Raw genomic sequence first — 15,931 nt, forward strand, 5'->3', positions numbered from 1 at the left:
GCGCCCCGTGAAACAGGGGCGCGGGGAGTGTGCCGCAATCGCGGCGATGCGTCACCCCAAGGTGGCTCAGCCCAGGCGCTCGGGGGACAGCATGGCGATGCTCAGGCCGAAACGGGCCAGGGCCTCGGGCAGCGGCTCGCCACGCACCAGCGCCGCGCTGGCCTGGCCCATGGCTGGCGAGGTCTGGATGCCGTAGCCACCCTGGGCCGCCACCCAGTACAGACCGGGTACCTGTGGATCGAAACCGGACAGCAGATCGCCGTCGGGCACGAAACTGCGCAACCCGGCCCAGGTACGGGTGGGCCGGCGGATGGTCAGGGTGGTGGCTTCCTCGATCTGGTAGATGCCCATGGCGATGTCCAGCTCTTCAGGCTGCACATCGTGGGGGGGCACCGGATCGGCGTTGGCCGGCGAGCCGAGGAACATGCCGGCGTCGGGCTTCATGTAGAAGGATTCGTCCAGGCTCACCAGCATCGGCCAGTCATGAATATCCACGCCCTCGGGCCCGGCAAAAATGAACGCCGCGCGCCGCTTGGGTTGCAGCCCCAGCTTCCGGGCGCCGGCCATTTCGCCAATGTGATCGGCCCATGCGCCGGCAGCGTTGATCAGAACCGGTGCCGTGAACGTCTGGTTGGCGGTTTTCACCTGCCACAGCCCCTGATCATCGCGGCTCAATTGCTGCACTTCGCTGTCGGTGTGCACTTCACCGCCATTGCGACGAATACCGCGCAAGTAGCCTTGGTGCAGTGCATCGGTGTCGATGTCGCAGGCCGTGGGGTCGTAGATCGCTCCGTGGACCTTGTCCCGTCGCAGGATCGGCAGCCGCACACAGGCTTCGTCAGCGCTGAGCAGTTGCATCTGCGGCACCGTAGCCTTGGCACTGAGGTACTGGTTGTTCAACTCGGCCGGGTCACCGGTGAAATCCACGGTCATTTCGCCTCGTGGGGTCAGCAAGGGGTGTTCGCAGAAACCGGCCGGCGGGGCGTCGAAAAAATCCCGGCTGGCCTGGGTCAGCGCTCGCACCTGAGGGGTGCCGTAGGCGGCGGTGTACAGCGCCGCCGAGCGTCCGGTGGAGTGGTAGGCCGGATGGGATTCGCGTTCGAGCACAATCACACGGCCGTGGGGGGCGAGCCAGTAACCGGTGGATGCACCGGCAATGCCGCCGCCGATGATGATGAAGTCTGCTGAGGTCATGAAACTCTCCTGTCGAACACGGTGGCCGGGAGTCAATTCAACCCTGTGGGAGCGAGCTTGCTCGCGATGGCGGCCTGACAGTCAACATTGAAGGTGACTGACCCACCGCCATCGCGAGCAAGCTCGCTCCCACAAGGGAATGGGGTGTGTCAGTTATGAAGTCGGTAAAGCGCATTCGCCAATGCAACATCCTCCAGCCCCAGGCCGATGGAGCGGAAGAACACATGGCGTTCATAGCTCGGGCGCGCGACCTGCTCGCTGAGCAGTTCGGGCAAATCGCCGACGATTTTCGAAACGTCCCAGCCGAACTGTTCGCCGGCGATCAGCATTTCACCGGCCGAGCCTGGGGTGGTCTGACGATAGTCGCAGAACACGTCCATGTCGTTCAGGCTTTGAGGGAGGACTTCATGGGCGCGTGGGGCATTGGTGCTGATGGAGGTGATCAGCGCCGGTTTGCCCAGGGTCTGCGGGTCGAGTACCGCTTTGGCGGACGAGGTACAGAGCATCACCACGTCGGCGTCGTGCAGCGCCGCTTCAAGGCTCTCGGCGATGTGCAGGCGAGGATCCAGATCGGTAATGGAGGCCAGTTCTTGTGTCGACTTGGTCCTCAGGCCTGGCGAATAGAGGTTGATAGCTTGCCAGTCCCGCAGGCCCTTGACGTACTGCACGTGTGCCCGCGCCACCGCACCGCTGCCGATAACCGCCAGGCGCCGGGCGGTTTGCGAGGCGAGGGCATCGACGGCAACAGCCGTGGCGGCGGCGGTGCGGGCGGTCGTCAGTTCGGCGGCATCGCACAGTAGCAGCGGCTGGCCGGTCTGCATCGACATCAACAAGGTCCAGGCGGTCACCAGCGGGCCTTGCTCGCGCACGATGTAGGGCGAGGTCTTGACCCCGTAGACCTGCTCTTCAGCCAGCACGCCCAGGTAGTTGATGAAGTCCCCGGCGCCCTGGGGAAATTCCACGAGTTGTTGGGCGGGTTGCACGGCCTGGCCGGCAGCCAGGTCGCGGAACAGTTTGCGCAGGATATGCGGCACGTCGACTTGCCCGAGCAGTTCTCGGACCTGGGCTTGGGTGATGACATAAGGCGTACTGGACATCGTCGGCTCCGGGGTGCTTTTTTGTAAACTAATTTGTCCATTATGGACTTTTAGTTTTATTGGGCAATGTCCCGGGCAAAAAAAACGCAGCCTTTGCGGCTGCGCTTTCTGTTCTTTATCGCGCCGGTTAGGGGCGCTTGCGCTCTACCGGGCGAAGCAGATGGGTCGGCGGGGTTTCGCAATTAATCTTTTTCCCCAACAGTGCCTCGATGGATGGCAACTGATAGGAATCATCCTCACCGGCGAAACTGATGGATACCCCTGCGGCACCTGCACGACCGGTCCGGCCAATCCGGTGCACGTAGTCATCCGGCACTTCCGGCAGGGTGAAGTTGATCACATGGCTGATGCCGTCGATGTGGATACCACGACCGGCTACGTCGGTGGCCACCAGCACACGGATCTTGCCTTCGCGAAAGCCTTCCAGCGTCTTGATGCGCTTGTGTTGTGGCACGTCACCGGACAGTTGCGCGGCATTGACGCCATCGCGCACCAGGCGCTCTTCGATGCGCCGCACTTCGTCCTTGCGGTTGGCGAACACCATCACCCGTTCCCAACCGTTGTCGTTGACCAGGTTGTAGAGCAGCTTGTACTTGTCGGCCCCGGCGACGGCGTAGATGTGTTGCTCGACGTTTTCGCTGGCGACGTTCTCGGCTTCGATCTCGACGATGGACGGGTCGGTGGTCCATTGCTTGGCCAGGTTCATCACGTCTTCGGTGAAGGTGGCGGAGAACAGCAGGGTCTGGCGTTCGCTTTTCGGTGGAGTCTGGCGAATGATCTGGCGCACTTGGGGGATGAAGCCCATGTCGAGCATGCGGTCGGCTTCGTCCAGCACCATCACTTCGACCATGTCCAGGTGCACGTCGCCGCGCTGGTTGAAGTCCAGCAGGCGGCCCGGCGTGGCGACCAGGATGTCGCAGTGGCGGGCTTCGAGGTGCTTGAGCTGCTTGTCGAAGTCCATGCCGCCCACGAACGTCATGACGTTCAGGCCGGTGTACTTGGTCAGGTCGGCAGCGTCCTTGGCGATCTGCACCACCAGCTCGCGGGTCGGCGCGATGATCAGCGCCCGCGGTTCGCCCATGTAGCGTTCCTTGGGCGGCGGGGTCTGGAGCAACTGGGTGATGATGGAGATCAGGAATGCAGCGGTCTTGCCGGTGCCGGTCTGGGCGCGGCCGATGGCGTCTTTGCCGGCGAGGGTGAAGCCCAGCACCTGCGCCTGGATCGGCGTGCAGTACGGGAAGCCCAGGTCCTGGATGGCATGCATCAATTCAGGGGCGAGCTTGAAGTCGTGGAAGCGGGTCTTGCCTTCCTGGGGTTCTACGACGAAATCCTCGAGTTTCCAGGCGACGACCGGTGGTTTCGGTGCGCGTTCGCGCCGTGGCCTGGGAGCTTCGTTGCGTGGTTTCTCGGGCTCGGGGGCCGTAACAGGCTGGGCGACGGGTTCTTTTGTTGCCTGTGCAACGGGTGCCGCCCGGCGCGGTTGTTGCGCATCGGTGTGGCTCGGGCCGTGGGTCGGCGCTGTGGAGCCAGGCGCGAGTTGCTCGGCCTCGCTTTTACCGAACATCTTCTTGAGTGCTTTGAGCACGGTCATCTCATCGATTGGTTAAGGAATGTACGCCGGCCAGTGTAATGCAAGAAACGGGCGCGGCGTAGTGTGATCGTCAAAGGACCGGCGTGGCGATCAGCCTCTTAGCGCAACCGCTCGGCCAGCCAGGTGCCGATGTCGCGAATCTCCTCGGGTAACACTTCGTGGCCCATTGGGTATTCTTGCCATGTCACGGTGACACCATGCTGCTTTAAATACTCTTTCGCGGTCCGACCCATGGGGTTGAGTACCACTTCGTCGTATTGCCCGTGCAGCGCCAGGACCGGAATACGTTGTTGGCTGGCCGACAATTGCAGTTCATCGCTGAAAGTCGGTGCATAAGTAGACAGCGCGACCACGCCGCCCAGCGGGCCCTGCCATTTCACGAATGCCGTGTGATAGACCACCGCGCCGCCCTGGGAGAAACCCGCCAGGAAAATCCGCGAGGCGTCTATTCCGCCGGCTCGCTGGGTTTCGATCAGGTCGATGACCCGTTGTGCCGAGGCTTCGAGTTGCTGTTCGTCAATGGCCCGCGCCGGGCTCAAGGCACGGATGTCGTACCAACTGGGCATGGCATAGCCGCCGTTGATCGTTACTGGCTGGGTCGGTGCCTGGGGTAGAACGAAACGCGTGGTGAGCAGGCTTTGCTGCAACATTTCGGCGACCGGCAGGAAATCAAAACGATCGGCGCCCAGGCCGTGAAGCCAGATAACGCACGCGTCGGCAGTGCTACTGGGCTCGAGAATCAGGGGGTCGGTCATGGCTGTGCTCCAAATCAGTGCGGGCGCGCCCAATCAGTGCGTGATTACAGTGCGTGCCCGGTGTCTCAGTTAATTAGATGTCGCAAAGTTGAAAGTTTTTGTCTTGACGTGTTTTACAAGGGCTAAGCGCAGCGGTCTGGTACGGGCTTTGCTATGGGTGTACCTGAGTGATGATTCTTACGCTGTGCGGTAACACTATCAGTTCACCGCTACGCATGGGATATCAGAAATCCGGTGATGAATGTTCGCCAGCAGCCGCTACGGGCTTCGCGAACGTGAAGGGCTACAGCCCGTTCGGCCGATTGGTGAGAGATGGGCATGACCACTGTTTACGGACATCCTCATTATTAGACTCATAGCGAAGGTCCAGACGTCGGTTGACCCTAAAAAAAGCCAACAAGGGTCGGCAATGCCCCAAAAGGGTGCGATAGGGCTCGAGCTCCGACACAACAAGAGCAAAACTGGAGGTTTGAATGAAGTTACTGAAATCCACCCTGGCCGTCATGACCGCAGCTGCAGTCCTTGGTGTCAGCGGGTTCGCTCAGGCGGGTGCAACTCTGGATGCCGTGCAGAAGAAAGGTTTTGTGCAATGTGGTGTGAGTGATGGCCTGCCGGGTTTCTCGGTGCCTGATTCGACCGGCAAGATCGTCGGTATCGACGCTGACTTCTGCCGTGCCGTGGCCGCTGCTGTATTTGGCGATGCGACCAAGGTCAAGTTCAGCCAGTTGAACGCCAAGGAGCGCTTCACCGCGTTGCAATCGGGCGAAATCGACATGCTCTCGCGCAACTCCACCATGACCAGCTCCCGTGACGCGGGCATGGGCCTGAAATTCCCAGGCTTCATCACCTACTACGATGGCATCGGCTTCCTGGCCAACAACAAGCTGGGCGTCAAGAGCGCCAAGGAACTGGACGGTGCAACCATCTGCATCCAGGCCGGTACCACCACCGAGCTGAACGTTTCCGACTACTTCCGCGCCAATGGCCTGAAGTACACCCCGATCACTTTCGACACCTCCGATGAAAGCGCCAAGTCGCTGGAATCCGGTCGTTGCGACGTGCTGACCTCCGACAAATCCCAGCTGTTCGCCCAGCGCAGCAAGCTGGCTTCGCCGAAGGACTATGTGGTTCTGCCGGAAACCATTTCCAAGGAACCCCTGGGCCCGGTCGTACGTAACGGTGACGACGAGTGGCTGGCCATTGTCCGTTGGACTGGCTACGCCTTGCTCAACGCTGAAGAAGCGGGTGTGACCTCGAAGAACGTCGAGGCTGAAGCCAAGTCCACCAAGAACCCTGATGTCGCTCGTATGCTGGGCGCTGACGGTGAATACGGCAAAGACCTGAAACTGCCGAAAGACTGGGTTGTGCAGATCGTCAAGCAGGTCGGCAACTACGGTGAAATGTTCGAGCGCAACCTCGGCAAGGGCACTCCGCTGGAAATCGACCGCGGCCTGAACGCTCTGTGGAACGCCGGCGGCATTCAATACGCACCACCAGTGCGCTGATGGTTCTATCACCCGGTGGGCCAACCACCGGGTGATGTTCTGTTCCATTCTTTGCGGGGCACTTCATGCAAAATTCAATCGGCGCACCTAAGCAGAGGCTCAGCCTCAGCGATCCACGAGTGCGTGCGTGGGTATTTCAAATCGTCACTGTCGTGGCGGTTATCGCGCTGGGCTGGTTTCTGTTCGATAACACACAAACCAATCTTCAGCACCGAGGCATCACCTCCGGTTTCGGTTTCCTGGAACGCAGTGCCGGTTTCGGCATAGCCCAGCACCTGATCGACTACACCGAAGCGGACAGCTATGCCCGCGTCTTTGTCATCGGGTTGCTCAACACGCTGCTGGTCACGGTCATCGGCGTGATCCTGGCAACCATCCTGGGGTTCATCATCGGTGTGGCACGGCTGTCGCAGAACTGGATCATTTCCAAGTTGGCAACCGTTTATGTCGAGGTTTTCCGTAATATCCCGCCACTGCTGCAAATCCTGTTCTGGTACTTCGCGGTATTCCTGAGCATGCCAGGACCGCGTGCTGCCCATAACTTCGGCGACACCTTCTTTGTCAGCAGCCGGGGCCTGAACATGCCTGCCGCGCTGGTGGCCGAAGGGTTCTGGCCGTTCGTGATCAGTGTTGTGCTGGCGATCGTCGCCATCGTGCTGATGACGCGCTGGGCCAACAAGCGTTTCGAAGCGACTGGCGAGCCGTTTCATAAATTCTGGGTCGGCCTGGCGCTGTTCCTGGTGATCCCGGCGTTGAGCGCGCTGCTTTTTGGTGCGCCAGTGCATTGGGAGATGCCGGAGCTCAAGGGCTTCAACTTCGTCGGTGGCTGGGTGCTGATCCCGGAACTGCTGGCCTTGACCCTGGCCTTGACCGTATATACCGCGGCGTTCATCGCCGAGATCGTACGCTCGGGCATCAAGTCGGTCAGCCATGGCCAGACCGAAGCCGCCCGTTCCCTGGGATTGCGCAACGGTCCGACGCTGCGCAAAGTGATCATCCCGCAGGCCCTGCGCGTGATCATTCCACCGTTGACCAGCCAATACCTGAACCTGGCGAAAAACTCCTCCCTGGCGGCCGGTATCGGCTACCCGGAAATGGTTTCGCTGTTTGCCGGCACAGTGTTGAACCAGACGGGCCAGGCCATCGAGGTGATTGCGATCACCATGAGTGTGTACCTGGCGATCAGTATCAGCATTTCGTTGCTGATGAACTGGTACAACAAGCGCATTGCGCTGATCGAGCGGTGAGGAAACGCGCATGACGACTCATACTTTCAAGCCAGACATGCCCCCGCCGGGCAGCAGCATCGGCGTGGTGGCGTGGATGCGCGCCAACATGTTCTCCAGCTGGATCAACACGCTGCTGACCCTGTTCGCGTTCTACCTGATCTACCTGATCGTGCCGCCGCTGTTGCACTGGGCGATCCTCGATGCCAACTGGGTCGGTACCACCCGCGCCGATTGCACCAAGGAAGGCGCCTGCTGGGTGTTCATCCAGCAGCGTTTCGGTCAGTTCATGTACGGCTACTACCCGACGGACCTGCGCTGGCGCGTAGACCTGACCGTGTGGGCTGCAGTGATCGGTGTGGCGCCGCTGTTCATCTCGCGCTTCCCGCGCAAGGCGATCTACGGCCTGAGCTTCCTGGTGCTGTACCCGATCATTGCCTGGTGCCTGCTGCACGGCGGCGTGCTCGGCCTGGACGCCGTGGCGACCAGCCAATGGGGCGGCCTGATGCTGACCCTGGTGATCGCCACCGTCGGTATCGTCGGTGCACTGCCGCTAGGCATCGTCCTGGCTTTGGGCCGTCGTTCGAACATGCCGGCGATTCGCGTGGTCTGCGTGACCTTCATCGAGTTCTGGCGCGGCGTGCCATTGATCACGGTGCTGTTCATGTCGTCGGTGATGCTGCCGCTGTTCTTGCCCGAAGGCATGAACTTCGACAAGCTGCTGCGAGCGCTGATCGGGGTGATCCTGTTCCAGTCCGCCTATGTGGCCGAAGTGGTGCGCGGCGGCCTGCAAGCCATTCCCAAGGGTCAGTACGAAGCGGCCGCAGCGATGGGCCTGGGCTACTGGCGCAGCATGGGCCTGGTGATTCTGCCGCAAGCCTTGAAGCTGGTAATCCCGGGTATCGTCAACACCTTCATTGCGTTGTTCAAGGACACGAGCCTGGTGATCATCATCGGCCTGTTCGACCTGCTCAACAGCGTGAAACAAGCTGCCGCCGACCCGAAATGGCTGGGCATGGCCACTGAAGGCTATGTGTTCGCCGCCCTGGTGTTCTGGATTTTCTGTTTTGGTATGTCCCGCTATTCCATGCATTTGGAACGCAAGCTGGACACTGGCCACAAGCGTTAGGAGTTGACTCATGAGTGAAGCGATCAAACAGCCTGTGAGCCCTGAAGGCATTATTCAGATGCAGGGCGTCAACAAGTGGTACGGCCAGTTCCACGTGTTGAAAGACATCAACCTGAACGTCAAGCAGGGCGAGCGTATCGTGCTGTGCGGCCCGTCGGGCTCCGGCAAGTCCACCACCATCCGCTGCCTCAACCGCCTGGAAGAGCACCAGCAAGGTCGCATCGTGGTCGACGGTGTGGAACTGACCAACGACCTCAAGCAGATCGAAGCGATCCGCCGTGAAGTTGGCATGGTGTTCCAGCACTTCAACCTGTTCCCGCACCTGACCATCCTGCAGAACTGCACCCTGGCGCCGATGTGGGTACGCAAGATGCCCAAGCGCAAGGCCGAGGAAATCGCCATGCATTACCTGGAGCGCGTGCGCATTCCAGAGCAGGCGCACAAGTACCCGGGCCAGCTCTCCGGCGGTCAGCAACAGCGCGTGGCCATCGCCCGTGCCTTGTGCATGAAGCCGAAAATCATGCTGTTCGACGAGCCGACTTCGGCCCTCGACCCGGAAATGGTGAAAGAAGTGCTGGACACCATGATCGGCCTGGCCGAAGACGGCATGACCATGCTCTGCGTGACCCACGAAATGGGCTTTGCCCGTACCGTGGCCAACCGCGTGATCTTCATGGACAAGGGTGAAATCGTCGAACAGGCCGCACCGAACGACTTCTTCGACAACCCGCAGAATGACCGCACCAAGCTGTTCCTGAGCCAGATCCTGCATTGATCCGGCCTTAGGCAGTGAAATAAACCCGGACTTGTCCGGGTTTGTTTTTAATGGGCCGCTCAGCAAGCCGTGAGGGTCTCGTGTTCCTTGTGCACCGTCGTTTTGAATTGCCGCAAGTCTGCGTCTTCAGCGAAGGCATGGGCATCGGCAAGCAAATGCGGATAGCGATCAAGCAGGCGCATCAGCAAGATCAACGCCTTGGGTGGCACTACCTCGCCGCGCTCGTAGCGGGAAAACGCATTGTGTCCACCGCCCGATAGCAGCAGTACCGCTTCCTTTTGCGATAGATGCAGTTTGCGCCGGACACGTTTGATCTCTTCGCCGATCATTCGCCTGGCTGCGTTGACCAGTTCATCACCTGCCTGGTCGTAGCGATCCGAGCAGCTTGAATCGAGCTCGACTTCGCCGCACATCTGACATTCCCAGCCAGACAAGTCATCGACCCGGCGTTCCAGTCCCTTGACGCTCATGGTTTCGCCGCGACCTTCGAAATGCAACATGCCCTCCGGGGCACCACAGCTGAAGCATTGCTGGTGTTTCATGAGTTGTTCTCCTTGAAGGAAATTACCGGTGGGCCTCCGCTGGGGCGGTACGTCACTTTCAGGTAAATCTGCAGACCGTGTGAATTGGCGTGGTAGACGTCATGCCAGACTCGGTGATCGTCATAGGTGGTCATTGATTTGTAGAACTGTTTTCGCTCAAGCCCATGGATGACCTGCTGCATGTCCGAGACGTTTAAACCGAGCGTCCGAGCAGCGTTCTTCGCAGTGCTGGTGAAAGCTTTCCCTTTAAGCCGCCTGACATCCGCCTGTATCGCCACCAAGGCGTAATGGGGTGTGTTCTTTTCCATGGAACGGTGTGCCTTGTCCTTAAAATTACCCTTAAAGGGTAATATTGACTAATCGAAAATTTCGCTCCTTTTCCGTCCCATTGACCCTAGGCGGTTGCCGTCCTACGCGAAGCTGACTAACATGTCAGAAAATTCATCCTATGATTGGATGAAAGGGCGAATCCTATGTCAGCTATTTCTCCATTAATGAAACGTTCCCTGGTCGATCAGGCCCTGGAACAATTGCGCCGACGTATCAGTGATGGTGTGTGGGCCGTCGGCCAGCGCTTGCCTACCGAGCCGGAGTTGGTGGCGGAGCTGGGTATCAGCCGCAACACCGTGCGTGAAGCCATGCGCGTGCTGGCGTTTTCCGGGTTGATCGAGATCCGCCAGGGCGATGGCAGCTACGTGCGGGCGGTGGTTGATCCGCTGGATACGCTCAAGGTGCTATCCCGTTGTTCGCTGGAACAGGCCCGGGAAACCCGGCATATCCTGGAGGTGGAGGCCATTGGGCTGGCGGCGCTGCGACGCACCGATGAGGATCTGCTTGCCTTGCGCCGGGCCCTGCAAGACAGCGGCGAGCACTATCACGGCGACCTGGAGCACTACATCGCCTGCGACCTGGTGTTCCACCGCCTCCTGGTGGATGCCGCGCACAACCCGGCGCTCAGTGAACTCTATCGCTACTTCTCCAGCGTCATCGGCGCACAGTTGCGCCAGAGCCTCAACATTACCCCGCGCCATCAACATGTGTTCGACCTGCATGTCGAAATCCTGGAAGCCGTCGAGCAACAGGATCCGCAACGGGCCAAGTCCCTGTGTCGCCAGTTGATCAATGAACCCTGAGTGCTTGAAACCCTGAGCCCAAACCTGAGTTTTCCATGTCCCGCGATCTGCTTGACCCTACCACTTCGACGGCCCCCAAACGCGCCGCCGAACTCGAAGAACTGTTGATCGATGCCGAGGCTGACGATGAGCAGGCCCAGCAGCGCCATCCGTTGGTGCGTCGCCCCTGGCTGTTGCTGCTCGGGTTGATCCTGGTGGCGCTGAACCTGCGTCCGGCGTTGTCGAGCATGGCGCCGTTGCTCAGCGAAGTGTCAAGAAGCCTCGGCCTGTCGGCTGCCCAGGCCGGTTTGCTGACCACATTGCCTGTGCTTTGCCTGGGCCTGTTCGCACCGCTGGCACCGGTACTGGCGCGGCGCTTCGGTGCCGAGCGCGTGGTGCTGGGGATCTTGTTGACGCTGGCGGGCGGGATTGTCTTGCGCAGTGCGTTCGGTCAGGTCGGGCTGTTTGTCGGCAGCATCCTGGCCGGCGCGAGTATCGGTGTGATCGGCGTACTGCTGCCAGGCATCGTCAAGCGCGACTTCGCCAAACAGGCCGGCACCATGACCGGTGTCTACACCATGGCGCTGTGCCTGGGCGCGGCGATGGCGGCCGGGGCGACGGTGCCGTTGAGCGAGCACCTTGGCCACAGCTGGGCCTTGGGCCTGGGCTTCTGGGTGGTCCCGGCGCTGCTGGCCGCGGTGTTCTGGCTGCCGCAAGTGGGCGAGAAACACGGTGCGCACCAAGTGGCGTACCGGGTCCGCGGCTTGCTGCGTGATCCCTTGGCCTGGCAAGTGACCTTGTACATGGGGTTGCAATCGTCCCTGGCCTACATCGTCTTTGGCTGGCTACCTTCGATCCTGATTGGCCGTGGCCTGACCCCGACCCAGGCCGGGCTCGTGCTGTCCGGTTCGGTCATCGTGCAGTTGATCAGTTCCCTCGCGGCGCCCTGGTTGGCAACACGCGGCAAGGACCAGCGCCTGGCCATCGTGATCGTCATGCTCATGGTCTTGGGTGGGTTGTTCGGTTGCCTCTACGCTCCGCTCGATGGCTTGTGGGGCTGGGCGATATTGCTGGGGTTGGGGCAGGGCGCGACGTTCAGCCTGGCGCTCACGCTGATCGTGTTGCGTTCGCGGGACGCCCATGTGGCCGCCAACCTGTCCAGCATGGCCCAGGGCTTTGGTTATACACTGGCGTCGCTGGGGCCGTTCGCGGTGGGCGTGATCCACGACTTGACCGGCGGCTGGAATGCCGTGGGCTGGGTCTTCGGCCTGGTTGGCCTGGGGGCGATCATTGCGGGCATCGGTGCAGGCCGGGCGTTGTACGTCGGGGTCGAGAGTGAAAAAATCACCGACCTTCGTTGATATCATTTTCATGGCGAATGACGATAGTCTTCCTCGCGGCGGCAGATTATCGTGCAGGCCTACTGAAACGTTTTTCGGAGCCGGTCCATGAGTGATGCCCACAACGCCTTGATCACCCGTTTTTATCAGGCCTTCCAACGCCTGGATGCCGAAGCCATGAGCGCTTGCTACACCGACGACGTGCTGTTCAGCGACCCGGCGTTCGGCGAACTGCGCGGGCGCGATGCGGGTGACATGTGGCGCATGTTGACGACCCGGGCCAAGGACTTTTCCCTGACGTTCGATAACGTGCGCAGCGATGAGCGTACCGGTGGAGCTCATTGGGTGGCGACGTACCTGTTCAGCCAGACCGGCAACATCGTGATCAACGACATTCAGGCGCGCTTCGTGTTTCGCGACGGCAAGATCTGCGAGCACCATGACAGCTTCGATCTGTGGCGCTGGTCCCGCCAGGCGTTGGGCGCCAAGGGCCTGCTGCTGGGCTGGACACCGCTGGTGCGCAACGCCGTCAGGGCCCAGGCCCTCAAGGGGCTGCGGGCGTTCCAGGCCAGTCGCTGATAAGATCGCGGCTTGTCTTTGCCGACCTGTTGAACATCTTGTGACGACCGCCGCTCCCTCTCCCGATCTGCCTGCACAAGGCCCAACCGAACCGGACAAACCCTGGTTCGTCTATCTGGTGCGGGCCGCCAACGGTTCGCTGTACTGCGGCATCAGTGATGACCCGGTGCGGCGTTTCGCCAAGCATCAAAGCGGCAAGGGGGCGCGCTTCTTCCTTTCCAGCCCGGCAGTGGCTTTGGTGTACACCGAGGTCTGTCGCGACAAGGGCGAAGCCCTGCGCCAGGAGCGGCTGATCAAGAAGCTCAAGAAAAGCGCCAAGGAATGCCTGGTGGCCAGTGCGCTGTCGCTCAATCAGCCGGGCTGATAGGCCCTTATCAGGCCGGTAGGCTAGCCCGGTCAGGCGCGCTAAGCTGTAAAGCTTCATTCCTGCAGTGGCCAATCCCATGTCAGAGCTGATCCTTCATCATTACCCAACGTCTCCCTTCGCGGAAAAAGCCCGCTTGCTGTTGGGTTTCAAGGGCCTGTCCTGGCGTTCGGTGAGCATCCCGCCGATGATGCCCAAGCCTGACCTTACGGCGCTGACGGGTGGCTATCGCAAGACGCCGGTATTGCAGGTCGGCGCGGATATCTATTGCGATACGTCGCTGATGGCCCGCCGCCTGGAGCAGGAAAAAGCCTCGCCGGCGCTGTTCCCCGAAGGCCGGGAAATGCTTGCCGCGTCCTTTGCGGCGTGGGCCGATTCGGTGGTGTTCCAGCATGCGGTAAGCCTGGTGTTCCAGCCGGAGTCGGTGGCGGTGCGGTTCGCCAAGCTATCGCCCGAAGCGATCAAGGCGTTCGTCAGCGACCGCGCCGGGCTGTTCAGTGGCGGCACGACTACGCGCTTGACTGCCGAGCAGGCCAAGCACCAATGGCCGACGATCATGGCGCGCCTGGAGCAACAGTTGCAGCGCGAGGAGGGCGATTTCCTGTTGGGTGATCCGTCGATTGCCGACTTCGCCATGGCCCATCCGCTGTGGTTCCTCAAGGGCACTCCGGTCACCTCGTCGCTGGTGGATGCATATCCGGCTGTCTCGACCTGGTTGGCTCGGGTGTTGGGTTTCGGCCATGGTGCCTCGAGCCAGATGAGTGGCGAAGAAGCCTTGGACGTTGCCCGCAACGCTACGCCGGCAGCGCTGCCGGATGAGTCATTCGATGAGCCGAACGGGTTCACGGCAGGGCAGCAGGTGAGCATCGCCGCGACCGACTATGGCGTCGATCCGGTGGCCGGGGAGTTGTTGTTTGCTGGCAGCGAAGAATTGATTCTGCGTCGCGAAGATGCGCGTGGCGGGGTGGTGCATGTGCACTTTCCGCGGTTTGGCTTCCGGATCGAGGCTCGATGAACAACGAATGACCTTGTGGGAGCGAGCTTGCTCGCGATGGCGCCAGATCAGTCGATATTGATATTGAATGTTGCTCCGCTATCGCGAGCAAGCTCGCTCCCACAGGAGAGGTGTGTGGTGCACTGGATCTGCGTTTGCCGCCGATCACTGTGTGGGAGCGAGCTTGCTCGCGATGAGGCCCCCAAGCCTATATCGCGGACAATGCCCTGAGAATGTTCTCCGGCTCATACCCACGAATCAACGTACCGTTCACATCCAGGATCGGAATCCCCCGGCCACCCAGCGCCTCATAGGTCTTGCGCGCCTCGGTGTCCTTCTCGATATCGAACTCGTGAAACGGCACGCCTTTCTCGTCCAGGAACCGTCGGGTGGCCTTGCAGTAGCCGCACCAGTCGGTGGCATAAAGCACGACGCGGGCGTTGCTGCGAATCTGCTCGGAAACCATCTGTGACGGGTTGAACACCCGCTCGATCTTGCCCCAGTTCTGGTACGCCACCACCACCAGCAGAATCAACAGGAATTTCTTCAGCACCCCACCCAACATCAATTACGACGCTTGAGCTGGTCGGTCAGCGACGTGGGCAGGCCCTTGATGATCAGCGTGCCGGCTTCTTCGTCATACTCGATCTTGGAGCCCAGCAAGTGCGCTTCGAAGCTGATGGACAAGCCTTCGGCGCGGCCGGTGAAGCGGCGGAACTGGTTGAGGGTGCGTTTATCCGCCGGGATTTCCGGCGACAACCCGTAGTCCTTGTTGCGGATGTGATCGTAGAAGGCTTTCGGGCGATCTTCATCGATCAGCTCGGACAATTCTGCCAGGCCCATCGGCTCGCCAAGCTTGGCCTGGCTGCTGGCGTAGTCGACCAGGGTCTTGGTCTTTTCCCGGGCATCTTCTTCCGGCAGGTCTTCGCTTTCGACGAAGTCACTGAAGGCCTTGAGCAGGGTGCGGGTCTCGCCGGGACCGTCGACACCTTCCTGGCAGCCGATGAAGTCACGGAAGTATTCCGAGACCTTCTTGCCGTTCTTGCCCTTGATGAACGAGATGTACTGCTTCGATTGCTTGTTGTTCTGCCATTCCGACACATTGATCCGCGCCGCCAGGTGCAACTGGCCCAGGTCCAGGTGGCGGGACGGGGTCACGTCCAGCGCATCGGTCACCGCCACGCCTTCGCTGTGGTGCAGCAGGGCGATGGCCAGGTAGTCGGTCATGCCTTGCTGGTAATGCGCGAACAGCACGTGGCCGCCCACCGACAGGTTGGACTCTTCCATCAGCTTTTGCAGGTGTTCCACCGCCACGCGACTGAAGGCGGTGAAGTCCTTGCCGCCGTCCAGGTACTCCTTCAGCCAGCCGCTGAACGGATGCGCCCCGGACTCGGCATGGAAAAAGCCCCAGGCTTTGCCTTGCTTGGCGTTATAGCTCTCGTTGAGGTCGGCGAGCATGTTCTCGATGGCCGTGGACTCTGCCAGTTCGGAGTCGCGGGCATGGAGCACAGCAGGGGTGCCGTCGGGTTTTTTGTCGATCAGGTGGACGATGCAATGACGGATCGGCATGGATTTCTCGGCTGATGAAAGAGAGGAGGGCGCGCTCCCCGAAAAAGGGCCCAGTGTACCGCAATCACTGGTTTTGGAACCCGGCAAAGGCCCTTTCAGACTCATCCCACACCCTATATGCATTTTTTTAACGTTTTAGCGCAAGAAAGCTGACCAAAT

17 protein-coding genes are annotated in these 15,931 nt (G+C 60.7%); 9 read left to right on the top strand and 8 right to left on the bottom strand.

Annotated features, from left to right (window positions below; translation table 11 throughout):
• Positions 1 to 66: 66 nt before the first annotated feature.
• The 4 genes from KI237_RS05560 to KI237_RS05575 all read right to left on the bottom strand — a co-directional run bounded on the left by KI237_RS05560 (position 67) and on the right by KI237_RS05575 (position 4,637).
• Entirely contained in the window at positions 67 to 1,194 is a 1,128-nt protein-coding gene (locus tag KI237_RS05560) for an NAD(P)/FAD-dependent oxidoreductase (RefSeq protein WP_212799121.1), read from the bottom strand.
• A 149-nt stretch (positions 1,195 to 1,343) separates the two neighbouring features.
• The gene (locus tag KI237_RS05565) at positions 1,344 to 2,291 is read right to left on the bottom strand and encodes an ornithine cyclodeaminase family protein (RefSeq protein ID WP_212799122.1); all 948 of its coding nucleotides are present in this window, start codon (positions 2,289 to 2,291) and stop codon (positions 1,344 to 1,346) included.
• Between the two features lie 127 nt (positions 2,292 to 2,418).
• Positions 2,419 to 3,882 carry an ATP-dependent RNA helicase RhlB gene (gene rhlB / locus KI237_RS05570; protein ID WP_212799123.1) on the bottom strand — a complete coding sequence of 488 codons (1,464 nt, stop codon included), beginning with the start codon at positions 3,880 to 3,882 and terminating at the stop codon, positions 2,419 to 2,421.
• A 98-nt stretch (positions 3,883 to 3,980) separates the two neighbouring features.
• Entirely contained in the window at positions 3,981 to 4,637 is a 657-nt protein-coding gene (locus KI237_RS05575) for an alpha/beta hydrolase (protein WP_212799124.1), read from the bottom strand.
• 473 nt (positions 4,638 to 5,110) lie between these two features.
• On the opposite strand from KI237_RS05575, the gene KI237_RS05580 reads away from it, so the two are divergent.
• The 4 genes from KI237_RS05580 to KI237_RS05595 all read left to right on the top strand — a co-directional run bounded on the left by KI237_RS05580 (position 5,111) and on the right by KI237_RS05595 (position 9,272).
• Complete coding sequence (locus KI237_RS05580) at positions 5,111 to 6,142, top strand: amino acid ABC transporter substrate-binding protein (protein ID WP_003205302.1); 1,032 nt, start codon at positions 5,111 to 5,113, stop codon at positions 6,140 to 6,142.
• 65 nt (positions 6,143 to 6,207) lie between these two features.
• Entirely contained in the window at positions 6,208 to 7,389 is a 1,182-nt protein-coding gene (locus KI237_RS05585; RefSeq protein WP_212799125.1) for an amino acid ABC transporter permease, read from the top strand.
• Positions 7,390 to 7,399: 10 nt separating this feature from the next.
• Positions 7,400 to 8,497 carry an amino acid ABC transporter permease gene (locus KI237_RS05590; RefSeq protein ID WP_212799126.1) on the top strand — a complete coding sequence of 366 codons (1,098 nt, stop codon included), beginning with the start codon at positions 7,400 to 7,402 and terminating at the stop codon, positions 8,495 to 8,497.
• A 10-nt stretch (positions 8,498 to 8,507) separates the two neighbouring features.
• Positions 8,508 to 9,272 carry an amino acid ABC transporter ATP-binding protein gene (locus tag KI237_RS05595; RefSeq protein WP_003178331.1) on the top strand — a complete coding sequence of 255 codons (765 nt, stop codon included), beginning with the start codon at positions 8,508 to 8,510 and terminating at the stop codon, positions 9,270 to 9,272.
• A 59-nt stretch (positions 9,273 to 9,331) separates the two neighbouring features.
• Here the strand turns inward: KI237_RS05595 and KI237_RS05600 are convergent, their stop codons facing one another.
• Entirely contained in the window at positions 9,332 to 9,814 is a 483-nt protein-coding gene (locus KI237_RS05600) for a type II toxin-antitoxin system MqsA family antitoxin (RefSeq protein WP_212799127.1), read from the bottom strand.
• The gene (locus KI237_RS05605; protein ID WP_212799128.1) at positions 9,811 to 10,122 is read right to left on the bottom strand and encodes a type II toxin-antitoxin system MqsR family toxin; all 312 of its coding nucleotides are present in this window, start codon (positions 10,120 to 10,122) and stop codon (positions 9,811 to 9,813) included. Before KI237_RS05605 ends, KI237_RS05600 begins: the two co-directional genes overlap by 4 nt.
• 165 nt (positions 10,123 to 10,287) lie before the next feature.
• On the opposite strand from KI237_RS05605, the gene KI237_RS05610 reads away from it, so the two are divergent.
• The 5 genes from KI237_RS05610 (at position 10,288) to KI237_RS05630 (ending at position 14,224) form a co-directional block, all read left to right on the top strand.
• The gene (locus KI237_RS05610) at positions 10,288 to 10,947 is read left to right on the top strand and encodes a FadR/GntR family transcriptional regulator (RefSeq protein ID WP_212799129.1); all 660 of its coding nucleotides are present in this window, start codon (positions 10,288 to 10,290) and stop codon (positions 10,945 to 10,947) included.
• A 35-nt stretch (positions 10,948 to 10,982) separates the two neighbouring features.
• Positions 10,983 to 12,287 (top strand): CynX/NimT family MFS transporter, encoded by a 1,305-nt coding sequence (locus KI237_RS05615; RefSeq protein WP_212799130.1) that lies wholly within the window; start codon positions 10,983 to 10,985, stop codon positions 12,285 to 12,287.
• An 87-nt stretch (positions 12,288 to 12,374) separates the two neighbouring features.
• Positions 12,375 to 12,845 (top strand): nuclear transport factor 2 family protein, encoded by a 471-nt coding sequence (locus tag KI237_RS05620; protein ID WP_212799131.1) that lies wholly within the window; start codon positions 12,375 to 12,377, stop codon positions 12,843 to 12,845.
• A 40-nt stretch (positions 12,846 to 12,885) separates the two neighbouring features.
• Positions 12,886 to 13,209, top strand: coding sequence for a GIY-YIG nuclease family protein (locus KI237_RS05625; protein ID WP_212799132.1), 324 nt, complete (start codon positions 12,886 to 12,888; stop codon positions 13,207 to 13,209).
• 79 nt (positions 13,210 to 13,288) lie between these two features.
• The gene (locus KI237_RS05630) at positions 13,289 to 14,224 is read left to right on the top strand and encodes a glutathione S-transferase family protein (protein ID WP_212799133.1); all 936 of its coding nucleotides are present in this window, start codon (positions 13,289 to 13,291) and stop codon (positions 14,222 to 14,224) included.
• 187 nt (positions 14,225 to 14,411) lie between these two features.
• Here KI237_RS05630 and KI237_RS05635 read toward each other — a convergent pair whose 3' ends face one another.
• On the bottom strand, positions 14,412 to 14,768 hold the full coding sequence (locus KI237_RS05635; RefSeq protein ID WP_212799134.1) for a glutaredoxin family protein: 357 nt from the start codon (positions 14,766 to 14,768) through the stop codon (positions 14,412 to 14,414).
• Positions 14,768 to 15,772 (bottom strand): nucleoid-associated protein YejK, encoded by a 1,005-nt coding sequence (gene yejK, locus KI237_RS05640; RefSeq protein WP_212799135.1) that lies wholly within the window; start codon positions 15,770 to 15,772, stop codon positions 14,768 to 14,770. The genes KI237_RS05635 and yejK overlap by 1 nt, the downstream gene beginning before the upstream one ends.
• Positions 15,773 to 15,931 lie beyond the last annotated feature (159 nt).

Source organism: Pseudomonas sp. St316 (assembly GCF_018325905.1).
Lineage (GTDB): Bacteria > Pseudomonadota > Gammaproteobacteria > Pseudomonadales > Pseudomonadaceae > Aquipseudomonas.